Origin of the sequence: uncultured Kriegella sp., from assembly GCF_963975415.1 — a bacterium.
In the GTDB taxonomy this organism is placed as follows: domain Bacteria; phylum Bacteroidota; class Bacteroidia; order Flavobacteriales; family Flavobacteriaceae; genus Kriegella.
The window spans coordinates 34,195-56,932 of sequence record NZ_CAXBGN010000006.1 but is presented as its reverse complement, the minus strand read 5'-3'; the positions used below and the strand labels follow the sequence as shown (position 1 = coordinate 56,932).

13 protein-coding genes are annotated in these 22,738 nt (G+C 41.7%); 4 read left to right on the top strand and 9 right to left on the bottom strand.

The annotated features are described in order from the left end of the window. Positions 1–41: 41 nt before the first annotated feature. Genes AACZ88_RS14315 through AACZ88_RS14300 form a run of 4 tightly spaced genes read right to left on the bottom strand, consistent with a single transcriptional unit; the run spans position 42 to position 3,789 of the window. The gene (locus AACZ88_RS14315) at positions 42–428 is read right to left on the bottom strand and encodes a biopolymer transporter ExbD (protein ID WP_339711573.1); all 387 of its coding nucleotides are present in this window, start codon (positions 426–428) and stop codon (positions 42–44) included. Between the two features lie 4 nt (positions 429–432). Next, complete coding sequence (locus AACZ88_RS14310; protein WP_339711571.1) at positions 433–1,113, bottom strand: MotA/TolQ/ExbB proton channel family protein; 681 nt, start codon at positions 1,111–1,113, stop codon at positions 433–435. 50 nt (positions 1,114–1,163) lie between these two features. Further along, the gene (gene nhaD, locus AACZ88_RS14305) at positions 1,164–2,540 is read right to left on the bottom strand and encodes a sodium:proton antiporter NhaD (protein WP_339711570.1); all 1,377 of its coding nucleotides are present in this window, start codon (positions 2,538–2,540) and stop codon (positions 1,164–1,166) included. Between the two features lie 16 nt (positions 2,541–2,556). Further along, entirely contained in the window at positions 2,557–3,789 is a 1,233-nt protein-coding gene (locus tag AACZ88_RS14300; RefSeq protein ID WP_339711568.1) for a Glu/Leu/Phe/Val dehydrogenase dimerization domain-containing protein, read from the bottom strand. Positions 3,790–4,061: 272 nt separating this feature from the next. Between AACZ88_RS14300 and AACZ88_RS14295 the strand changes: the two genes are divergently transcribed. From AACZ88_RS14295 to AACZ88_RS14280, 4 genes are all read left to right on the top strand, one after another. After that, a complete protein-coding gene (locus AACZ88_RS14295; RefSeq protein ID WP_339711567.1) occupies positions 4,062–5,204 on the top strand; it encodes an acyl-CoA dehydrogenase in 1,143 nt (380 codons plus the stop codon). A 327-nt stretch (positions 5,205–5,531) separates the two neighbouring features. Then, the gene (gene gltB, locus AACZ88_RS14290) at positions 5,532–10,040 is read left to right on the top strand and encodes a glutamate synthase large subunit (RefSeq protein WP_339711566.1); all 4,509 of its coding nucleotides are present in this window, start codon (positions 5,532–5,534) and stop codon (positions 10,038–10,040) included. A gap of 8 nt (positions 10,041–10,048) precedes the next feature. Then, a complete protein-coding gene (locus AACZ88_RS14285; protein WP_339711564.1) occupies positions 10,049–11,515 on the top strand; it encodes a glutamate synthase subunit beta in 1,467 nt (488 codons plus the stop codon). Positions 11,516–11,626: 111 nt separating this feature from the next. Further along, complete coding sequence (locus AACZ88_RS14280) at positions 11,627–12,472, top strand: DMT family transporter (protein ID WP_339711563.1); 846 nt, start codon at positions 11,627–11,629, stop codon at positions 12,470–12,472. Between the two features lie 34 nt (positions 12,473–12,506). Here the strand turns inward: AACZ88_RS14280 and AACZ88_RS14275 are convergent, their stop codons facing one another. The 5 genes from AACZ88_RS14275 to AACZ88_RS14255 all read right to left on the bottom strand — a co-directional run bounded on the left by AACZ88_RS14275 (position 12,507) and on the right by AACZ88_RS14255 (position 22,716). Beyond that, positions 12,507–13,961 carry a sulfatase-like hydrolase/transferase gene (locus AACZ88_RS14275; protein WP_339711561.1) on the bottom strand — a complete coding sequence of 485 codons (1,455 nt, stop codon included), beginning with the start codon at positions 13,959–13,961 and terminating at the stop codon, positions 12,507–12,509. 9 nt (positions 13,962–13,970) lie between these two features. Next, a complete protein-coding gene (locus AACZ88_RS14270; RefSeq protein ID WP_339711560.1) occupies positions 13,971–15,512 on the bottom strand; it encodes a sulfatase-like hydrolase/transferase in 1,542 nt (513 codons plus the stop codon). A gap of 102 nt (positions 15,513–15,614) precedes the next feature. Then, positions 15,615–17,063 (bottom strand): sulfatase-like hydrolase/transferase, encoded by a 1,449-nt coding sequence (locus tag AACZ88_RS14265; protein ID WP_339711558.1) that lies wholly within the window; start codon positions 17,061–17,063, stop codon positions 15,615–15,617. Between the two features lie 339 nt (positions 17,064–17,402). Continuing rightward, a complete protein-coding gene (locus tag AACZ88_RS14260) occupies positions 17,403–19,091 on the bottom strand; it encodes a SusD/RagB family nutrient-binding outer membrane lipoprotein (protein ID WP_339711556.1) in 1,689 nt (562 codons plus the stop codon). A 10-nt stretch (positions 19,092–19,101) separates the two neighbouring features. Beyond that, positions 19,102–22,716: a SusC/RagA family TonB-linked outer membrane protein gene (locus tag AACZ88_RS14255; protein ID WP_339711554.1), complete on the bottom strand. Its 3,615-nt coding sequence runs from the start codon at positions 22,714–22,716 to the stop codon at positions 19,102–19,104. Between the last annotated feature and the right edge of the window lie 22 nt (positions 22,717–22,738).

Genomic DNA, 22,738 nt, shown 5'->3' with positions numbered 1-22,738 from the left:
TTACACCCTACGTGTCTTTATGATTCTCAAACGCACCAGTTTCAATTGGGGCGCACTGCCAAGATAACCTTATAATTGTTTCTATTGGCAATATCCATAACGTGAACCGCCTCTTTAATGGCTACACTTTCTTCGGTTCTTAAAATAATGGTAGGCTTTTCTTGCCCCTCTAGTGCCTTCTTTAATTCAATTTCAATATATTCACCGTTAATTCTTTCATTATTCACAAAATACTGTAAATTCTTGTCGATACTTACAGAAACATTTTGAGTATTAGTCGATTTCCCCTTAGCCTTTGGCAACAAAAGGTCCAATGCATTGGGAGAGTTGGCTGTAAGCATAAAGAAAATCAAGAGCAGAAATACAATATCTGTCATTGAAGACATGCTAAAGTCTGGACTTACCTTATTTCTTCCTTTCAGTTTCATATACCTATAACGGTTCGTTCAACAAATCAAGAAACTCTACAGCATTCGCCTCCATTTTATGTACCACTTTATCGGTTCTGTTCACCAAGTGATTGTATCCTATGTACGCAATAATACCGACTATAAGCCCTGCAACGGTAGTTGTCATCGCTGTATAAATTCCCGAGGCCAAAGACCCCATTTCGGCTTGACCTCCACTGCTGGCCATCTCATGGAATGCCAAAATCATACCAATAACGGTTCCTAAAAAACCAATCATTGGTGCGGCACCCGCCACCGTAGCCAAGACACTGACATTTTTTTCCAATTTATACACCTCTAGCGTTCCTGCGTTTTCGATTGCCGTATTAATATCGTCTAAAGGCTTTCCTATTCGAGAAACCCCTTTTTCAGTCAATCTTGCCACAGGGGAATCTGTTTGGGCACAAAGAAGTTTTGCGGCCTCTAATTTGCCATTGGTCACATGATCGCGAATCTGATTCATAAAATTACTATCAATCTTTGAAGCCGCCTTGATGGCAAAAATGCGCTCAAAGTATATATAGAGGGCAACGAATAACATTATAAAAAGTACAGAGATAATAAGAACACTTCCTGTACCCCCATTAATAATAAGATCAATTACCGAAAGGGTCTTTTCTTCCGATACAACTTCCCCCACAGCAGGGTCTTGAATCAATAGCATAGTATTCTGGGTTATTAATTTGCCATTATAACGGCATTTTGTCGATTAAATTATGCGTTGAGAATTAAATTTCGAATTAAAATAAAAGTTACCGCTCCTGAAATAAATCCTACGAACGCCAACCAGGCTATTTTCTTCAAATACCAGAAGAAATCGATTTTCTCCATACCCATAGCAACAACACCCGCCGCAGAGCCAATAATCAACATACTACCTCCCGTACCAGCGGAATACGCTATAAAATGCCAAACAGGGTCATCGATAGGCACCGAGAACATTCCCATACTTGCTGCCACCAAGGGTACGTTATCAATAACGGCCGAACCAACGCCCAAAAATAAGACTACCAAATCGGAAACATGTTCCCCTATGGATTCGGTACCCAACATCGGCATCGTTTTATCTAAACTCTCGGCAAAATGAAAGAGCATACCCAATGACTCCAAGGCCGCTACGGCCAGCAAAATACCTAGGAAAAACAATATACTCGGCATCTCGATTTTTGACAGGGAGTGATGTACCGGACTATGGTGACCAACCGAATCACTCTCTCCAGCTACGTCTACAGGGTCTGAAATGGTAAACTTAGAACTGCTATAAATTTCAGCAAAAGTGGCTACTACGGCCAACGACAGCATCATACCAACATAAGGAGGCAAATGTGTTATTGTTTTAAAAAATGGAACAAATACAATCGCTCCCAAGCCCAAGTACAACATCGTCGAACCGAATTTTGATTTGGGACCATCGTTTATGTCTTCTACCGAAGCTTCGATATTACCCTTAAAGGCCTTGTACCTGCTAGCAAACAATACAGGAACCACCATGCAAACAATTGAAGGTACCAAGACATGCTCTATCAATTGAGCGGCAGATACTTTATTTCCGATCCACAGCATGGTTGTCGTTACATCACCTATCGGAGACCATGCCCCGCCGGCATTTGCAGCAATAATAACCATACCCGCAAACCACAATCGCGTATTTCTATCGATAATCACTTTTTGGAGTATCGTAACCAATACGATAGTTGCCGTAAGGTTATCGATGATGGCAGAAAGTATAAAAGCCAAAATGGAAAACAGCCAAAGCAATTTACGCTTGCTTTTGGTTTTTATATAGCCCTTGATCGTTGCAAAACCATCAAAATAATCGATGATTTCCACAATGGTCATGGCCCCCAATAAAAAGACCAGTATTTCTGCTGTTTTACCCAAATGATGGAGCAACATTTCATCAATATGTGAAGGTTCCAACTCTTTTAAATCGGTATTCACCTCAAAAACCGGCAAATGTGCCAAAGCGATGATAGCCCATAAAATGGCCATCATGGCCAAGGCCGGAATAAGTTTATCAATTTTAAGGTTATGCTCCATGGTTATGGCCAAATAACCTACTACAAACACAATAATGATTATGGTCTCCATATTCAATTCTATTAATTTAAATTAATTGTTTTAACGCTATTTCAAATCCTGTTTTACTCAAATTTATTTTTGATTGATTTTGTTTAAAGATATTCAAAATTGCCTTTCTAATAGTCTCTGAATTATCTTTAAATATCAACTCTTCATCCATGCCGACCCTTTTCTCCATAAAGTAGGAAAAAACCCTTGCCATTCCACAATTAGATATAAAATCGGGAATAAGGCTGGTTCTCTGATCCGTATACTCCATTATGGGGCCAAAGAAAATTTCCTTATCGGCGAAAGGAACATTGGCTCCGCAAGAAATCATTTCAAGTTCGGTATCTATCATTTTTCCGATCTGCTCTCTAGTAACTAATCGAGAAGCTGCACATGGTACAAATATCTCCGCAGGCAGTGTCCATATCCGTTCATTAATTTCTTCAAAGGGAATCATTTGATCTGCGGGGGCCATAAGATTGTTTCCCGATTTATTCAAGAAAAAAGAACGTATCTCCTCAAAAGAAAAACCATCTTCATTAATAACTCCACCGACCCTATCCAATATACCTACGATTTTTGCGCCCATTTGGGACAAATAAAATGAGGCCGCACCGCCAACGTTACCAAAACCTTGCACAACCACCCTTTTTCCAAAGACATCTCCCCCGAAAATATCGTAATAATGTCTCACGGCTTCCGCTACTCCAAAACCTGTGATCATATCGGCGACGGTATATTTTCGCGAAACGTCGGGAGAGTACCTATGTCGTTCCAATGGTTTTATCACCCCTAGTCGAAGTTGACCAATCCTATTTATTTTATCAGCCTCTGTCGGCCTAAAATGCCCGTTAAAAACACCTTCTTGAGGATGCCACACTCCAGCATCTTCGGTTATAGGGATAACTTCATGAATCTCATCGACATTTAAATCGCCCCCCGTACCATAATAGCTTTTCAACAAAGGAGACACCGCATGGTACCATCGTTCAAGCACCCCTTCTTTTCTCGGGTCGCTAGGATTAAAATTAATGCCCGATTTAGCCCCGCCAATTGGCGGCCCTGAAACCGTAAATTTTACCTCCATAGTCTTTGCCAACGACAGCACTTCATTCATATCTAAACCTTCGCGCATTCGTGTACCTCCGCCCGCGGCCCCTCCCCTCAAGGAATTTATGACCGTCCAACCTTCTGCTTCCGTTTCGGGATCTCTCCAATTAAAAACGATTTCAGGCGGTTTATTCTCATAGGCACTCAGTAACTCTTTCATTTGATAATTGCTATTAAAATTGTAAAAACACCATTATTGCCTACTTGCCTTAAACATCTTTATTCAATGCGCCCGTTTTACAGTTAATGTTGCCTCATAATTTTGAATTTAAATCGATCTGAAAGATTGAATCTGAGCAAATATAAAAATATAGATTCGGTTTGAAAGCATTTCTATTGGTCATGTCAAATTATCGTAAAAACTATGCCCAAAAAGGCGGTCAATTTTTCAGACATACCCTTATATTTGTATAGACGCAAATATACCAAGTTATGGACTTCACCTTATCAGAAGAGCAATTGATGATACAACAGGCGGCGAAGGATTTTGCCCAAAACGAACTACTACCCGGTGTAATAGAAAGAGACGATGCACAAAAATTCCCTACCGAACAAGTCAAAAAAATGGGCGAATTGGGTTTCCTAGGCATGATGGTACACCCCGATTATGGAGGTAGTGGTCTAGACACCCTATCGTACGTCGTTACAATGGAGGAACTCTCAAAAATCGACGCTTCCGCCTCGGTAATCGTTTCGGTAAACAACTCTTTGGTCTGTTGGGGACTGGAAGCCTACGGAAACGAAGAACAGAAAAAAAAATATTTGACCCGCTTGGCCTCTGGGGAGATCATCGGAGCTTTTTGCCTATCGGAGCCTGAAGCAGGTAGCGATGCGACCTCTCAAAAGACCACGGCTATTGATATGGGCGACCACTATATATTGAACGGCACTAAAAACTGGATTACCAATGGCGCCACAGCATCGGTATACCTGGTCATTGCACAAACCGACAGGGAGAAAGGACACAAGGGCATCAATGCCCTGATCATCGAAAAAGGCATGGAAGGTTTTGAAGTAGGCCCTAAAGAAAATAAGTTGGGGATACGTGGTAGCGACACACACTCCCTTAACTTTAACGACGTCAAAGTACCTAAGAAAAATAGGATCGGTGATGACGGTTTCGGATTCAAGTTTGCCATGAAGACACTTGCTGGTGGCCGTATCGGAATAGCTGCCCAAGCTTTGGGTATTGCCGCTGGCGCCTACGAACTGGCAAAAAAATACGCCAAGCAAAGAAAAGCGTTCGGAACCGAAATAGCCAACCACCAGGCCGTAGCCTTTAAATTGGCAGATATGCACACCCAAATAGAAGCAGCACGTCATCTTGTCTACAAAGCCGCATGGGATAAAGATAATGGGAACAATTACGACCTTTCAGGAGCCATGGCTAAACTTTACGCCTCTCAAGTTGCCATGGACACAACCATAGAAGCGGTTCAGGTTCATGGCGGTAACGGTTTTGTAAAAGACTACCATGTTGAACGGTTGATGCGCGACGCCAAAATAACCCAGATATACGAGGGTACTTCTGAAATTCAAAAAATCGTAATTTCGAGAAGTATTCTAAGGGATTGACACAGTTAGTTCGATCCAACGGACAAAACAACCCAAAGATAAATAGGGGTATAACCTCGATTTTGGATAAAAAACAAAAGAAATTATAAAAAATAAGGGGTGCAAAGTTATGAAATATGTTATTTTTAACCTCCTACCCCCTAAAAACATTTTATAGAACATTGATTTACCTTACTTTTGTCATTATGACAAATTAACACCCTCAAAAATCCATTTTTGAATATTATTTAACATTGAATTCCATTCGTTGAATTTTTTATTTCATTTAACCCGAATCAAGGTAAATAATTCAGAAAGAATGCTATTTTTGAGGAAATACCCTAATTTATGAAGCTGGAAAAACAAGGATTATATCTCCCGGAATTTGAACATGATAATTGTGGTGCAGGGTTCATCTGTAGCCTTAAAGGAAAAAAGTCTAACGATATTATTCACAAGGCACTCGAAATATTAGACAAGCTCGAGCATCGAGGTGCTGTAAGCTCAGATGGAAAAACAGGTGATGGCGCCGGAATTTTAGTGGATATTCCGCATGCCTTTTTTAATGACGTTTGTGATTTCAAATTACCGGAACCTGGTGAATATGCCGTTGCGAATGTCTTTTTACCACAAAAAGAAAACCAACGCAACTACTGCTGTGAGGTGTTGGAAGAGAATATCAAAAAACAAGGGCTTCAACTTTTAGGTTGGCGAGATGTACCGGTGAACAAATCTATCCCTGGAAGAGTCGCCATGGAGACCGAACCCTACGTAAGACAGGTTTTCGTCGGAAAAGAGAACGCCGAACAAGATAGTACACAATTCAACCTAAAGCTGTTCATCGCAAGAAAAGTATCGGAGCATACGGTTATCGCCTCGAAACTTTCTGAAAGCAAATATTTCTATTTCCCCAGTCTTTCAACAAAGATTATCATATTCAAGGGGCTTTTGATGCCAAAAGATATCAGCCTTTACTATAAAGATTTGATGGACCCCCGCGTGGTTACACGTTTGGCCTTAGTACATCAACGCTTTTCCACCAACACATTTCCAACATGGGATTTGGCACAACCCTTTAGATACATGTGCCATAACGGAGAAATAAATACCTTACGGGGCAATGTATCGCGCATGCGTTCTCGGGAAGAGCTTTTAAAGAGCGATTGGTTCGGTGATGAAATAAAGAATATCCTCCCTATAATTCTACCAGGAAAATCGGATTCTGCCACAATGGACATGGTAGTGGAGCTGTTGTTGATGACCGGGCGCTCATTACCCGAAGTCATGATGATACTTGTACCCGAGGCCTGGGAGAAAAACCCCGAAATGTCAGAGGCAAAAAAAGCCTTTTATGAATACCACTCCTGTTTAATGGAACCTTGGGACGGACCTGCCTCCATACCATTTACAGATGGCAACTATATTGGTGCAGTTTTAGACCGAAACGGTCTACGACCTTCAAGATATTCCGTAACCAAAGATGGCTACGTTGTTATGTCATCGGAGACCGGCGTTTTAGATTTAGCTCCAGAAAATATTGATCTGCACGGAAGACTCGAACCAGGAAAAATGTTCTTGGTGAATATGGAAGAAGGGCGCATTATCAATGACGAGGAGATCAAGGAAGAAATTGCACAACGTCACCCGTACAAAGAATGGCTTGATAATAATCTGGTGCATCTCAAAGACATTCCATATAATGATTGTCCTTTATTTTTAGGAGAGGCTTCCCTTGAGCGAAGAAAATCTGTTTTTGGCTACACCTTGGAAGATATCAACACAATTATCCTTCCCATGGGAAAAACTGCCAAAGAACCTATTGGCTCAATGGGGTCGGATACACCGATTGCGGTACTTTCGGATCGCCCGCAGCTCATCTACAATTACTTCAAGCAACTTTTTGCGCAGGTAACCAACCCACCACTAGACGGTATTCGGGAAGAAATGATTACCGATATCAGCCTGACTCTGGGTAGCGACACCAATATTTTTGAATCTACCGAGCTACATTGCCGAAAACTAAAAATACAGAACCCGGTTATCTCAAAAGAGGATCTCGATAAAATAAAAAATTACGATGCAAGTCCTGACTACAAAGTAGTCTCCATTCCCGTTCTTTATGAAATAAACAAAGGGAATAACGGGTTAGAGGAAGCCTTAGACCGTATACTCGACCAAGCATCGAGGTCTATAGATGAAGGCACCAATATCATTATATTGTCAGATAGAAACGTCAGCAAGGAAATGGCACCGATACCAGCGCTTCTTGCTTGTTCTTATGTAAACAGCGGACTTCAAAGATTAGGCAAAAGATCGAAGCTTAGTATCATTATCGAATCTGCAGAGCCACGTGAAGTCCACCATTTCTGTTTATTATTCGGATTTGGTGCAAGTGCTATCAACCCTTATCTGGTTAATGAAATTATCGGTGAGCAGATAGAAGAACATGATATAACCGAATACACTTTCGATGAAGCTGTAAAGAATTACAACAAGGCAATTGGCAAGGGTATTTTAAAGGTGATGAACAAAATTGGCATTTCTACCTTGAATTCGTACCGCGGATCGCAGTTGTTCGAGTGCATCGGTATAAACACAAAGGCCGTAGAAAAATACTTCCCCAATACCCCTACCAGAATTGAGGGTATCGGATTGTATGAAATTGAAAAGGAAATTGCCAAGCGGCATGCCAAAGCTTTTTCCAAAAAAGAAATAGCTGCCAACCTCGACCTTGAAATAGGAGGCGAGTATCGCTGGAGAAGAGAAGGCGAAAAACACATGTTCAACCCGCTGAGTATCGCAAAGCTCCAAAAAGCAGTTCGTAGCAATGAACCTGATACCTACAAGGAGTTCTCGGAAATGGTGAACGAACAATCTAAGAACCTAATGACCATTAGGGGCCTCTTCGAGTTTTCAAACTATGACCCTATTCCTCTTGAAGAAGTAGAACCGTGGACAGAAATTGTAAAGCGGTTTAAAACTGGCGCCATGTCATATGGGTCCATTAGCAAAGAAGCTCACGAGAATCTAGCAATCGCCATGAACCGTATCGGCGGTAAAAGTAATTCGGGTGAAGGCGGTGAAGATGCTGATCGTTTTTATAAAAATGCCAGTGGTGATTGGCGAAATAGCGCCATTAAACAAGTTGCCTCTGGTAGGTTCGGTGTAACTTCGAATTACCTCACCAGTGCCAAAGAAATTCAAATAAAGATGGCCCAGGGTGCAAAACCTGGAGAAGGGGGTCAATTGCCAGGACCTAAAGTAAATCCTGCAATTGCCAAAACTAGAAACTCAACACCCTACGTTGGCTTGATTTCCCCTCCACCCCATCACGACATTTATTCGATTGAAGACTTGTCACAATTAATTTTTGACTTAAAGTCAGCCAATCGCGAAGCTCGTATCAATGTCAAATTGGTTTCTGAGGTTGGCGTAGGTACCGTTGCAGCGGGTGTTTCTAAAGCCAAAGCCGATGTAGTACTTATCTCTGGTTTTGACGGAGGAACGGGAGCATCGCCACTCACATCGTTGAAACATGCCGGTTTACCATGGGAACTTGGGGTTGCCGAGGCACAGCAAACTTTGGTACTGAACGATCTTAGAAATAGAATCGTATTGGAATGTGATGGTCAGTTAAAAACTGGTCGTGATGTTGCGATAGCTTGTCTTTTAGGTGCAGAGGAGTTTGGTTTTGCAACTGCCCCATTGGTTGCATCAGGCTGTATCATGATGCGCGTATGCCATTTGAATACGTGCCCAGTTGGTATTGCCACCCAGAACCCAGAATTGCGCAAAAAATTCGAAGGTAAGCCTGAACACGTAGTCAACTATATGTATTTCGTCGCCCAAGAACTTCGAAGCATTATGGCGCAGTTAGGCTTTAGAACAGTCAATGAAATGGTCGGTCAAGTACAAAAACTAGATCGCAAAAAAGCTATTGAGCATTATAAAGCAGCAGGTATCGACCTTACTCCGATTTTATACCAAGTAGATGTACCGGCCGGAACCAAGTTTTACAACACTCAAAAACAACAACACGATGTACACGGATCCATTGAATTCGACATCATCGAAAAAGCGCATCCTGCGTTGTTTAGAAAGGAAAAAATCGCTTTAGATTTCCCGATTAAAAACACAGATCGGGCCGTAGGTGCCATAATGAGCAACGAGATTTCAAAGATTTATGGAGCCGAAGGGTTGCCCGAAAACACCTTAAAACTTAATTTTACGGGTTCTGCCGGTCAAAGCTTTGGGGCTTTTGCCACAAAAGGACTTACCATGATTGTCAACGGAAATACCAACGACTACCTTGGCAAAGGACTTTCGGGTGCAAAATTAGTTATCAAGGTACCCTACAAATCGACCTTAAAACCGGAAGAAAATGTAATCACTGGCAACGTAACCCTATACGGAGCAACCTCGGGTGAAGCCTATATTAACGGAAAGGCCGGTGAGCGTTTCTGCGTGCGTAATTCAGGTGCTAAAGCAGTGGTTGAAGGTATCGGTGATCACGGTTGCGAATATATGACTGGTGGTATTGCTGTTATTTTGGGAGAAGTAGGACGTAATTTCGGGGCCGGTATGAGCGGTGGAATAGCCTATGTATTCGATGAGCAAAAAACGTTCACAAGGAAATGCAATACCGAAAGTCTGAACCTGTTACCGGTAGATGAAGATAATGACATTGTCGAATTAAGACAACTGATCGAGAATCACTACAATGCCACCCTTAGTCCGTTGGCACAGCGCATACTCGAAAATTGGGAGGAATGCCTGCCCAAGTTCATCAAGGTCTTCCCTGAAGAATACAAACAGGCACTGATTCGTTTGGAAAAAGAAAAAATGGAAACTATATAAATCGAGAAATGGGAAAGATTACAGGATTTTTGGAATTCGATAGAAAAGTAGAAGAATACGCTCCAGTAGAGGAAAGGGTAAAAAATTACAAGGAATTCACCCTTCCGATGAAAGAAACAGCGTTAAAAGACCAAGGGGCCCGTTGTATGGATTGTGGCATCCCGTTTTGTCATAGTGGTTGCCCACTTGGCAATTTAATTCCTGATTTTAATGACGCCGTTTACAAGGGCAAATGGGATAAAGCCGCAAAAATTTTGCATGCGACCAACAACTTTCCAGAGTTCACTGGGCGATTATGCCCTGCACCTTGTGAAGAAGCCTGTGTTTTGGGCATAAACGAAGACCCGGTTACCATTGAAAACATTGAAAAGAATATTGTTGAAACGGCCTTTAAAAATGGATGGATTACACCAAACCCTCCCGCTGAAAGAACCGAAAAAAAGATAGCCGTCGTCGGTTCCGGTCCGGCCGGTCTTGCGGCCGCACAGCAGCTAAATCGTGCGGGGCATTGGGTAACCGTTTTTGAGCGAGATGAAAAACCAGGTGGCTTGCTACGATATGGTATCCCCGATTTCAAGATGGAAAAGCATATCATCGATCGTAGATTGGCGGTATTGGAAGAGGAAGGCATCAAATTCAAATGTGGTGTTCATGTTGGAAAAGATATCACCGGTGAGCAGCTTACATCAGACTTTGACGCCGTTGTTTTGAGTGGTGGTGCCACCGTACGAAGGAATCTTCCTATTAAAGGAGCTGACTTAAAAGGTGTAGTTCAAGCCATGGATTTTCTTGCACAGAACAACAGACGTGTTGACGGTATAAAAGACCTTGGAGAAGAAATCAAGGCCACTGATAAAAACGTAATTGTAATCGGTGGTGGAGATACGGGATCAGATTGTATAGGAACATCCTTCCGGCATGGTGCTAAATCTGTTTCCAATTTCGAGATTTTAGGAAAACCTACCACCGAGCGCCCAGAAGGCCAACCTTGGCCCTTTTGGCCCATGCGCCTGCGAACCAGCTCTTCACACAAGGAAGGTGCCGAACGCTTTTTCAGTATTTCGACAAAAGAATTTGTTGGAGATGAAAATGGAAATTTAAAAGGGTTGATTACATCGGAAGTAGAGTGGATAAAAGAGCCCGGCAAACCTATGATGCTGAAGGAAATCGATGGTACGGAAAAAGAATGGGAATGTGAATTGGCCCTTTTAGCTTTAGGGTTCACGGGATCTGAAATGACCATTGCTGACCAATTGGGGCTTGAAAAGGATCCAAGAACCAATATCAAGGCATCTATAGAAAACTATATGACAAACGTTCCGGGTGTATTTGCCGCAGGTGACCAAAGAAGAGGGCAATCATTAATTGTTTGGGCCATTTCAGAAGGCCGTCAAGCAGCCCATCATGTAGACAAATATTTAATGGGAGCCTCTGAATTACCGCTTAAGGGCGAGGGTGATTTGCCAAGGGTCTAACGTCGATAACTTTTTCATATTTGGAAAATAATATAATCCAACCCATGAAAATTGGGTTGGATTTTTTTTGTCCTTCTAGACTATTCGGACACCTTACCTTAATCTCAGCCAATGATCATCAGAAAAGTTCTGAAATACATGATTGTAAGCGCCTTGGCATTTACCTTAATGAATATTTCGGTAAAGCAGCTGGCACAATACAATGTTTATGAAATTGTATTTTTTCGCGGATTTGGTTCGCTTTTATTGACGATGGGTATATTACACCGGTTACAAATCCCCATACTCGGTAACAAAAGAAAACTATTGGTGCTTCGAGCATTAATCGGCACCAGCTCAATGACTCTTTTTTTTATGTCTTTGAAATACCTTTCGGCAGGTACTGCCGTTTCGTTGCGCTATCTAGCTCCTATATTTTCAGCTATTTTTGCCATCCTCTTGCTAAAAGAAAGAATAAGAGCCCCCCAATGGTTATTTTTTCTAATCTCTTTTGCCGGCGTCTTAGTACTAAAAGGGTTAGACACCAATGTCAGTACTATCGGTCTTTTACTTATTCTGGGAGCAGCTTTGTTGAGCGGTCTGGTCTACATTACAATTAGTAAAATAGGAAACAGTGACCACCCTGTAGTAATTATTAATTATTTTATGTTTACTGCGACCGTATTCGGCGGATTACTCGCAATACCGTATTGGAAAAATCCAATTGGAACCGATTGGCTCCTCTTCATAGGTCTCGGTATTTTTGGCTTTATCGGACAACTTTATATGACCAAGGCCTTTCAAATAGCTGCCAACAATCTCGTAGCGCCATTCAAATACCTCGAAGTACTTTTTACCGGACTTATTGGTTTTATGTGGTTGGGCGAGGTATATACAAAATGGAGTCTCTTAGGGATTATTTTAATTATTCTTGGATTGGTATCAAATGTGATTTACAAATCACATCGAAACAAATAGCACCATCCCATCTAAAAGTAAAACGGCCTCCCGATTATATTTTCCAACGCTCACTTTCAGCCGTTATTTCAACATCCCATTCTTGATCTGGGTTTGCCTGATACTTTGGATCATTATCTTTTAGGGGAAATGACTCAAAGACTTTCTTTAAACGTTCAAAATTGGTTGTGCGCGCTTTTGTATTCAAGCTATCAATGATATTGTGTTCTTCATAGGGATCAACTATTAAATCGAAGAATTTTTCGGGCTGTCGATCGGAACCGATGTATAATTTATATTTCTTGTTTCGCAGTACCCGATCTCTAAAATTGTATTGGTTCTCAACACCATTTTCCGTAAGACGTGCATTGTTGCCACCACCCATTCCCAAAATCCACTCACGGACAGAGTCGGTACTATCGAGCAGCACATTTTTAAAAGACTTCCCATCAATTATTTGTGATGCATTGTGCTGTGTCCATTTATTCGGCGATGCCGCCCCCGCAATATCAATAAAAGTCGGAAGCATATCGGTAAAGTCTATAAGTGCATCAGATACTTGATTCGCTTTTACCTTTGCAGGCCAACTTACGATAAAAGGCTCACAAATTCCGGCTTCCACAGTGCTGGCTTTCGCACCAGCGATCTTCCGTCCATTATAGCCCCCGGTAATTGATTTTGTGCTACCGTTATCCGTAGTAAAAACCACCATGGTATTATCTAACAACTGGTTTTGTTTTAGCGCCTCTACCAACTCGCCAACAATTTTATCGGTATACCGCACCATGGCCTTATGCTTGCCTAAATTATCGCTAGCCGACTCATCTGGTGTATTCACTAAAGGAGTATGGGTCAGAGCCATGGGATAATATATGAACATGGGTTCTTCTTTATTCTCCTTCATAAACCGAATAATAAAATCACGGAAAATATCGGGGCCAAAAGCATTCGCATAGGTTTTACTGCCCTCTTTTGTAAAAATATAAGGATTCCAATACCGCTCGGCACTGGCTGCTACCCCGGCCTCATAGCCTGTCCACATACAAAATTCATCAAAACCGGCCTTGGTCAATGCATCGGGTTCAACACGAAAATCATCGATCTGCCATTTGCCTGTAATACAAGTTTTATAGCCGGCCCTTCTCATTTCTTGAACCAAGGAAGGATTCACTGTTTCATCAAAATGGGCGCCACCACCCCAACGCGGAACATCCCAGTGATTTACCCAACCATGCCTAAATGGATACTGGCCAGTCAATAGCGTTACCCTAGAAGGTGTACATTGAGGCATTGAATATACATTGTTGAACCGCATACCCGATTTGGCAAGTTTATCGATATTGGGGGTAACAATATCTTCCGCACCATAAGCACTTATCCACTCCTTACCCAAATCGTCGACAAGAATAAATAAGATATTGGGCTGGCTGTCATTAACCACTTTAGTCTTAACAGTTTCGTTGCAGCCCATAAAAAACACGGCGAAAAAGAACAAAAATATTCTATACATAAAAATTGATTAAGACTTGTTTTTTACTTTCTCATAAATCTCGTGCAAAGACAATTCATCGTCCATTGTTTTCTGCAGCTCCAAAAGATCGGCAAATAAGGTTTCGACCTTTTCAGCGTACTCAGGATTAGCGGCCAAATCGTTCATTTCATTAGGATCATTTTCCATATCGAACAACAGCACTTTCTCTATTTTCGGATAGACCAAAAGCTTAAACCCATCTTTACGAATCATTCGTTGCACATTGATATAAGCTCCATATATACCATCGTAATGACTTTCTTTTCGGTCACCTTTGATAATATCCATAAAGCTATTGAACTGCACATAATCGGGTTTGTCAACTTCTGCCAACTCTAAAGTAGTTGCCATAATATCCTGTAAATAGACATCTTGATCTAAAAGTTTACCCTTTGGTATTCCCGGGCCGACCACCATCATAGGTATACGTACGCTATGGTCGAACATACTTTGTTTGCCTATCAGTCCGTGATGACCTACGGAAAGTCCGTGATCAGCACCAAAAAAGATATAGGTATTGTCTATTTTGCCACTCGCTTCCAAAGCGTCGAGTATTTTTCCTATTTGCTCATCCATATGACTCAAAAGCGCATAATACTCTTGACGATGGACCTTCACGGCATATTCGGTTCTCGGAAAAGGTGCCAAAGCTTCATCCCTTAAACCGGGAGGATTTCCCATATCATCTTTATAAGGGTACTCGGGAAGGAAGTTTTCAGGAACTTTGATGTCTTCCAAAGGATACATATCTAAAAACCTTTGCGGAGCCTGTCTCGGGTCATGGGTGGCGTTAAAGGCCAAATACATAAAGAACGGATCCTCTTTTTGCTTGGCTGTTTCTATAAAGGATAGCGCATCGTTGCGTACTACTTCACTCCAATGGGTTCCACCTTCCCAAAAACCACCCTGCAACGTATCGGTAGGCGACCATTCTGTATCATCCGGGCCGGTTGGCCGACCATAACCGACAGGCATGTAATCGTTCCAATCTTTCATATCACTAGATTCTTCTTTCCACTTTTTTATGCCAGCACCCAATTTATTTGCATGGTCCCTAGGCATTCCCGGACGGATATGCTGTGCCTCGTTAAAAATAGTATCGGCCGGAGCCCTCACATGCCATTTTCCCGTCATATAGGTATCATAACCCTGCTTCTCCAACAATCTGCTCCATGTTTGATTTAAGGCCATTGTATCTCCTTTAGCCCATTTTTCACTTTTCTCCTGGGCATTCCAAATATAGGAACCGGAAATTATCATGGCACGTGATGCTACACAGATAGCTCCATTCCACCCTCCCATATTGTAGGCATGGGTAAATGTAGTTCCACCGTTTACCAATCGGTCTAAATTCGGGGTATGAACCTCATCAAAACCAAGTGCCCTTATACTTTCAAAAGTCTGGTCATCGGCGAACAAAAAAACAAAATTCGGTTTTTCCGCTACTTCACCATCTTTCTCTGGACCGGAGGTCTTACAAGATGAAACGAGCAGTATCAAAAGCATGGGAAATAAATGTGTTATTCTCATAAAGTTTCTTTTTGTAATTAAAGGTGTCTGAATAATTTTTAAAAAATCGCCAATTTAGAACAAGTGTCGGCGAATGAAATCGCTTATTTGATTGTCTCTTTGTTAATAATCATTTTCCTGAGCGCTGTTCTCTTGAGAGGTTTTCCATTTACGCCATACGGAAACCATTTCGCTTAGTCTTTCAGGTTCATCATCGCCCAAGTTATTTTGTTCCCCAGGATCATTCAAGATATTGTAAAGCTCGAAGTGTTGCCCGTTGTCATTACTATAAATCTTATATTCATTATCCATCAGTGCCGCCTGCTTTTGAAACTCAAAAGCTAAAGGGGAAGACCTTTGTTTTACCTTTCCCTGTACAATGGGAAGCATGTCTACACCATCGTACGGACGCTCGTTTTTCTTCAAATCGACACCTAGTATATTCGCTATAGTAGGAAAATAATCTGACGTAAAACAAGGTGTTGCCACATTTGTACCTGGCTGTATCTTACCTTCCCATTCCATAATACCCGGAACCCGGATTCCTCCTTCGTGAAGACTTCTTTTTCTACCAGTCAAGCCCTTAGTGACTCCTTGGGTTCTGCCAATCGTCGATTTTCCTTCAGGTCCGTTATCGCTAGTATAAAACAACACTGTATTCTCGGCCACCCCCAAGGCCTTCAATTTATTGCGTAAACGCCCAACCTGTTCATCCATGGCCGAAATAACCCCATAATAATGCTGTTGGTCTTCGGAAAGATCGGCATACGACTTTCGATCATCGTCTCCTGCCAAGACAGGGAGATGTGGCGTATGAAACCAAATGATACTCAAAAATGGCGTTTTGCTTTTCACTGCCGTCTCGATAAAAGGGATGGCCCGATCCATAATCACGCGAGAGTCATCTCCCTCTAAATTATCTGTTTCCATTTGGCCAGGCCCGATCCAATACGCCGTATTAAAGGGCTTGCCTTCTTCCAATGTACCATTCACATCACCGGATGATCGCGGGGGTGTTATCATAGGGTTCCAGGTGGGCACCTTCGATTCGGTTACAAAGCTAGTATCAAAACCATGATCCCAGGGCGGTGCATAATCACCATCAAATTTAGGACGACCTCCCCGATTTGCCTCCACTGTATCGCGCGTAAGCGTACCTAAGTGCCATTTACCAAAGTGGCCCGTGGTGTACCCTAATTCTTTGACCATCTCACCCAGTGTAATTTCTTGGGGTTTTATATGGCCGCAATTAGCTGTGCATATACCATAACGAAGGGGGTGTCTTCCAGTCATCACACTACCTCTAGTAGGAGAACATACTGCCGACGCCGAATAGAAACGTTCGAAAACCGCTCCGTTGGCGGCCATCGCATCTAAATTCGGGGTTTTGAGATGAGGGTGTCCGTTGTAGCCAGTGTCGCCCCAGCCTTGATCATCGGCCATTAATAAAATAATGTTCGGTGTTTCTTGATTGGTGACATGATTTTCCGCTCTTTTAGATTTTTCGGCGCAGCCAACTATAAAAATTCCTAGTAAAACCGCCACAAAAAATAGTCTTCGAAATGCCTCCATATCCGCAATTACTTCGGTTATTATTCTAATCTTAGAAACAGGGGTTTCGAATAATTTCCACAGCCAAAAACAAGAAACCCCGATTCAATTGCAATTTACCAAAATATTCGAGTATTACTCACCATTCTGGATTTTAGGTCTAGCTTGAGACTAAAATATACCCGACTACTTCGTTCGTCAATTCTTAGTATTCTAAAAACCTAGATAAAATATTGAAAAACCAGAAGCTTTATTCCAATAAAAAATGGGAACAAGACTATGAACTTGTTCCCATTAGCAATAAAAAACTAAACTAAACTAACTACTAACTCTCTTAACTATAAACCGAGGTCTAATCGCTTACCAAGGATTCTCAGAACCCTGAAGCAACCACATTTTTGAATAGGAGTGATCACCACTCTGACCCGTAGGAACATATGGTGTCTTCTCTAGTCTATTGACAGCCGCCGAATAATTGTCTAAATACTTTGGATCCAAATTCGGTGAAGGGTACATAAATCGAATCGGAAGTTCGTCTCCATATAGCGTTACGGGGCCCGTTTGTAAATCGGGATACCCTGTTCTTCTCCAGTCGAACCATGATTCTATACTCAACCAGTGGGATATCCATTTTTGAGACATTATTCGCTCTAGCTTATCAACGGCACTGCTTAAATTCACTTCTGGATTGGCATAATAGGTTGCAAAATCATTGTTTTCAGTCGCTAATTCTACCCCATAATCATCCCAAGACGCTTGAATACCGTTCTGAAAATGTTCTTCAGCACTACCCACAACACCAAAATCACCTTTTAACGCAGCTTCCGCCAAAATAAATTCAACTTCACCAAACGTCATCAGCTTAACATTTACGTATTCATTGGCATCTTCCCTGTACCTATCATGAAAAATCGATATATAAGGACTCCTCTCATCTTCAAATGGGTTTGTATCGCCACCCCTATTATAAATAAGCGCATCACTACCGGCCAACCCTGGAGGCAAACCGACATAAAGCGAATAATCTATTGGTTGTTCATTGCCAGCTATTGGCGGAACAAGTGTAACGTCTTGCGGTTCCCCATATATATTAACTACGTTCGCAGGGGTATCTTCGGTTACCGAATCATCCCACTGCCGAAGCACGGGAAGTACCCATCGGTCTAATCGTGGGTCTTCTAAGGCGACCAGTTTATCGACAATAGTGGCGCAAGGCTTGTTCCCCAATCCCTGACTTGCCGAGTTCAAAGCTCCGCCCGGGGCAGAGTTGTAATCAGCCACTCCCAAGAATTCCATGATAGCGGAATCACCACCGCTCTCAAACACAAAGGTACTGGCATCTTTAAATTCTTCTGTGACATCGATTCCTATAGCATTCATTTCAGCGCGTTTATTATCAAGCCTCATGCTATATCTAAGCCGTAATGAATTCGCGAATTTTCGCCATTTGCCGGGATCGCCCTGATAGATTACGTCTGCAGATGGAGAAATCGGATGCACTGCAGCATCAACATTCTTCAATAGTTCATTAGCCTTTCGTAAATCTTCCAGAATACCTTTATAAATAAATTTTTGCTCATCATACTTCGGAAAATAGACCTCATCGATAGCCCCCAAACTTTCTGAATATGGACAATCGCCATACAAATCGGTTATAATGCCAAAAGTAAAAGACCTCATCACCAACGCTATTCCCTGGAAAAAATCATGTTCATCTTCAACCGATTTTCTATAAATGATTTCATTATTCCTCAATATTTCATAATAATTGCTCCAAGGCTCAGGGCTCCAATCATAGCTATTCACCCTTAAAGCATTAAAGTCATCTCCTCTTTGGCCATACTGCATAGCCGAAAAAATGTTACCCCCTTCTTTACCAAGGTTATAGTAAGCCTTGGACGTTTCGGTAAGCACATAGGTCAAAATATAATTTGAAGATACTTCCTCCGCATTGTTCGGGCTGACATTTATATCTTCAATATGATCACATGACGACATCATAAAGAAACAGGAGGACCACACGAATATAATTCTATATAATTTTTTCATCTTTTTTTATTTAAAAATCAACATTTAATTTAAATCCATAGGACGCAACCCAAGGTAGGGTGTTGTAATACTCTATCCCCTGCACCCAATTACTGCCACCTTTAAAAGCCCGTTCTGGATCAAAATTTATTCCCGCTTCTGTCCATTCAAAAAGATTTTTTGCTATTACCGATACTGAAACTCTTTGTAATCCCGCGGTCTGAATCAACCTCTTGGGAATATCATAAGTTAGCGCCAGTTCCCTTACTTTCACATAAGTGGCACTGTATATATTATGTTCAGCAAACTCTCTTGCCGAATTCTTATTGGCATCGAATGGAGTTTTCCAAATAGTCTCAGCGCCTCCCAAGTTTTCCACAAAAACTTTCTCGCCATCGACAATCACTTCTCTAACCCCAGGATGAAAACTGGCATCTTGCTCCCTATCAAGCGAGGGATCTCCCCAATCAAATCCGCCGAGCTCCGCAGTTCTTCCCCCTACCCAATACCCGAAGTACTTATCGGGATCTTCTTTAATCTGTTCTACAATATCTTGGCTTTGATCATAAGGCGTTCCCGAAAACGTATTCTCTAGTTGACCATTGTTTCTAAAAAATCGCATGGACCCTGAAAAGAATTCCCCTCCCTGCCTCCAATCAATATTGGCGGATAATGACAATGATTTATAGGCGAATCTCGGTTGAATTCCCATTGTAAAATCATTATTAAAATTACCTATCTTCTTCAGATTTGCAGGGTCATTATCTTTCTGTAGTAAGCCTCCATTGGAAATTATAGGATATCCGAAATAGGGTGAACTTTCATCTTTTACAGTTAGTACGGGCCTCGCATAAATATCCCCTATGGTTTCCCCAACATAGGTTCTCACAATAGCATCGCCCTCTTGCCCAAAATTGAAGAATTCCATACCATCGGCCAGTTCAACTATCTTGGTTCTATTTCTAGAAACATTTATACCTAGGTCCATTCTAAAATCACCGGCTATAATGGGGGTAGAGTTTAATCCGATCTCCCAACCATTACTAGCAATCAATCCGGCATTGATCAATTTATTGGTTGCTCCGGATTCGACTGGAACAGAAATATTCAGCACTTGGTTCCTATTCTCTACTTCATAATATGTTGCTTCCAACCCCAGTCTATAATCAAATAGTTTGATATCGAAACCTACTTCTTTCGATGTAGCTATTTCAGGTTTCAATCGGCTATTTCGAAGTATTCCATCTTGATACATGCGCTTTGCATCACCCCAATCTCCCGTTGTTGAAAAATACTGCTCCAACTGATAGGGCGCCAAATCATTACCCACCTCTGCCCAACCAGCCCTAAGCTTTGCATAAGGCATCCAAGAAGGCATGCTCATCATATTTGACACCAAAAAGCTTACCGAAGCCGACGGATAGAAATAAGAATTATTTTCAGCCGGCAAAGTACTCGACCAGTCGTTTCTGCCGGTGACGTCTAAGAACATCATATTCTTATAGCCTACCGAAACCATACCATAAACTCCCTTGATTCTCTTTTCGTTGTATTCACTATTGTAGCGAACGGTACCAGGAACCGCATTGGAAATGGTATACAAATCTGGAACAACCAATGCATCGGCAACGGTACCCAACGAGTTTCCATTGATATTTAAATCACTCACACCAATAAGGGAATTAACATCCCAAGACTCGTTAATTTTTTTGTTATACGCCAGAATAAGGTCAAAATTGGCTTCTTTTCTGTATACCGATTCTACATTATAACCACCTTCTAACTGCCCATACGTACTAAAGGCTTTTTTTGATTGCCTCCCCTCGGTATAACTATCTCTAGAGTACCTACCGGTCAAGGTTAAGTCTTTAATAATATCCCAATCAAACTGAAACTTGGCCACTGTTCTATCCCGCTTAAAAGAAATCGTGTTTTCGTTGACTAGAAACCAAGGATTATTTTGTTTGGTTTTATATTTCAATTGTTCGACGTTCTCCAATCCCGGCAACCAATAATCCTTCAGATCATTGATATTTACGTGGGCCGACATTTCATATACACTTCTTACCACGGTATTACGCCCTCCATCGACCACAGGTCTGTTGTCTGAGCCTGTTTCAGATATTCCTATGTTTCCTTGAACCCTTAAGTTTGGTGCAACCTTGTAAGAACCATTTAGATTGAACGATTGCCTGCCAAAATCTGTATTCGGCACAATACCAGTATTGTCCATTTTCCCCACCGACAACCTGAAATCTCCCTTATCATAATTACCTCCTACCGATACATTATTCGTGTATGTAATGCCTGTTTGAAAAAAATCGGTAAGTCTGTTGTCATACGAAGTTAAGGGAGCTTTAGAACCGTTGGTATTCCATTGCACCCATTCTTCTCCAGTATCCAATCTAGAACCCCAACTCTCATTTTCTTCTTCTTCGAACATGTGAACACCAGCCTTACCTGGACCAAATTGAGTTTGGTAATCTATATATCTATATGGATGATCAAAGGTGACCGCCGAACTTATACTCACACCTATTCCTTTTTTTACACCCCCCCCGGTGCGGGTAGTGATCAACACGACGCCGTTCCCTGCTCTTGACCCGTATAAAGCCGCAGCACTAGGACCTTTTAAAACGGACACATTTGCTATATTGCTGGGATCCAAATCAGATATGGCGTTGCCCATATCTGCTCCTTCATAAAAATTATTGAGACTGTTGACAATGGGAATACCATCAACTACGAATAAAGGTTGATTGTCACTACTTAAAGAAGTCGCCCCCCTTATGACCATATTTACCGAGGAACCAGCCAATCCGTCCATTTGGGAAATACTTACCCCGGTAACTTTTCCCGCAAGTGAATTAAGAACATTTTCTTGGGGCGTAAGATTAACAGCCTCACCATCAACTTCAGATATGGAATACCCCAATGATTTTTTCTCCCTTGATATTCCTAGTGCAGTGATAACGACCTCATCCAAACCTGCAGCATCTTCGGCCAAACTTACAGCAATATTCGACTGCCCATTTACACTGACTTCTTTGGTCGCGAAACCAATATAGGAAATCACTAAAACTGCATTTTCATCAGTAATGTCCAAAACAAATTTTCCATCAAAATCGGTTTGGGTACCGTTGGTCGTACCCTTCTCCAAAATATTGGCTCCGGGCAACGGAGCTCCATCTGCATCTGATACCACCCCAGAAATTTGACTTTGCACGTCACTTTCATCTTCATCTATAACCGCCTTACCCTTCTTAACGGGCGCTACTCGTGGAAGGTTTTTTTTGGTAAGTATGACTTGCCGATTGCGGGTTTTATAGGTAATGTTCGTACGATCAAAAAGCAAAGCCAATACTTCTGTAATTTTCCTTTCCTTAATGTGAAGGCTTACTTTTCTATCTAGGTCTATCTGAGAACTTTCGTATAAAAAACGAAATTCGGAAATGGTCTCTATTTCATTAAAAATCTGAGCAATACTGGCATTTTCCAGATCCAAAGTCAATTTCGTACCCTGGGCGTAGGAGTTTGCCTGAATTTCGAATAACGAAACTATAAGCAGAAAGGTGGTCAGTTTCATTTTCAAGTCTAATTTAGGGAAATGCCGATCTAGCAACACCCCCATAAATATTTTTTTCATAATTTTGGTTTGATTAAATGAT

Bases quoted from the DNA above. Each gene is read 5' to 3' on its own strand.
- AACZ88_RS14315 (WP_339711573.1), bottom strand. From the start codon at position 428: ATGAAACTGAAAGGAAGAAATAAGGTAAGTCCAGACTTTAGCATGTCT.
- AACZ88_RS14310 (WP_339711571.1), bottom strand. From the start codon at position 1,113: ATGCTATTGATTCAAGACCCTGCTGTGGGGGAAGTTGTATCGGAAGAA.
- nhaD (WP_339711570.1), bottom strand. From the start codon at position 2,540: ATGGAGACCATAATCATTATTGTGTTTGTAGTAGGTTATTTGGCCATA.
- AACZ88_RS14300 (WP_339711568.1), bottom strand. From the start codon at position 3,789: ATGAAAGAGTTACTGAGTGCCTATGAGAATAAACCGCCTGAAATCGTT.
- AACZ88_RS14295 (WP_339711567.1), top strand. From the start codon at position 4,062: ATGGACTTCACCTTATCAGAAGAGCAATTGATGATACAACAGGCGGCG.
- gltB (WP_339711566.1), top strand. From the start codon at position 5,532: ATGAAGCTGGAAAAACAAGGATTATATCTCCCGGAATTTGAACATGAT.
- AACZ88_RS14285 (WP_339711564.1), top strand. From the start codon at position 10,049: ATGGGAAAGATTACAGGATTTTTGGAATTCGATAGAAAAGTAGAAGAA.
- AACZ88_RS14280 (WP_339711563.1), top strand. From the start codon at position 11,627: ATGATCATCAGAAAAGTTCTGAAATACATGATTGTAAGCGCCTTGGCA.
- AACZ88_RS14275 (WP_339711561.1), bottom strand. From the start codon at position 13,961: ATGTATAGAATATTTTTGTTCTTTTTCGCCGTGTTTTTTATGGGCTGC.
- AACZ88_RS14270 (WP_339711560.1), bottom strand. From the start codon at position 15,512: ATGAGAATAACACATTTATTTCCCATGCTTTTGATACTGCTCGTTTCA.
- AACZ88_RS14265 (WP_339711558.1), bottom strand. From the start codon at position 17,063: ATGGAGGCATTTCGAAGACTATTTTTTGTGGCGGTTTTACTAGGAATT.
- AACZ88_RS14260 (WP_339711556.1), bottom strand. From the start codon at position 19,091: ATGAAAAAATTATATAGAATTATATTCGTGTGGTCCTCCTGTTTCTTT.
- AACZ88_RS14255 (WP_339711554.1), bottom strand. From the start codon at position 22,716: ATGAAAAAAATATTTATGGGGGTGTTGCTAGATCGGCATTTCCCTAAA.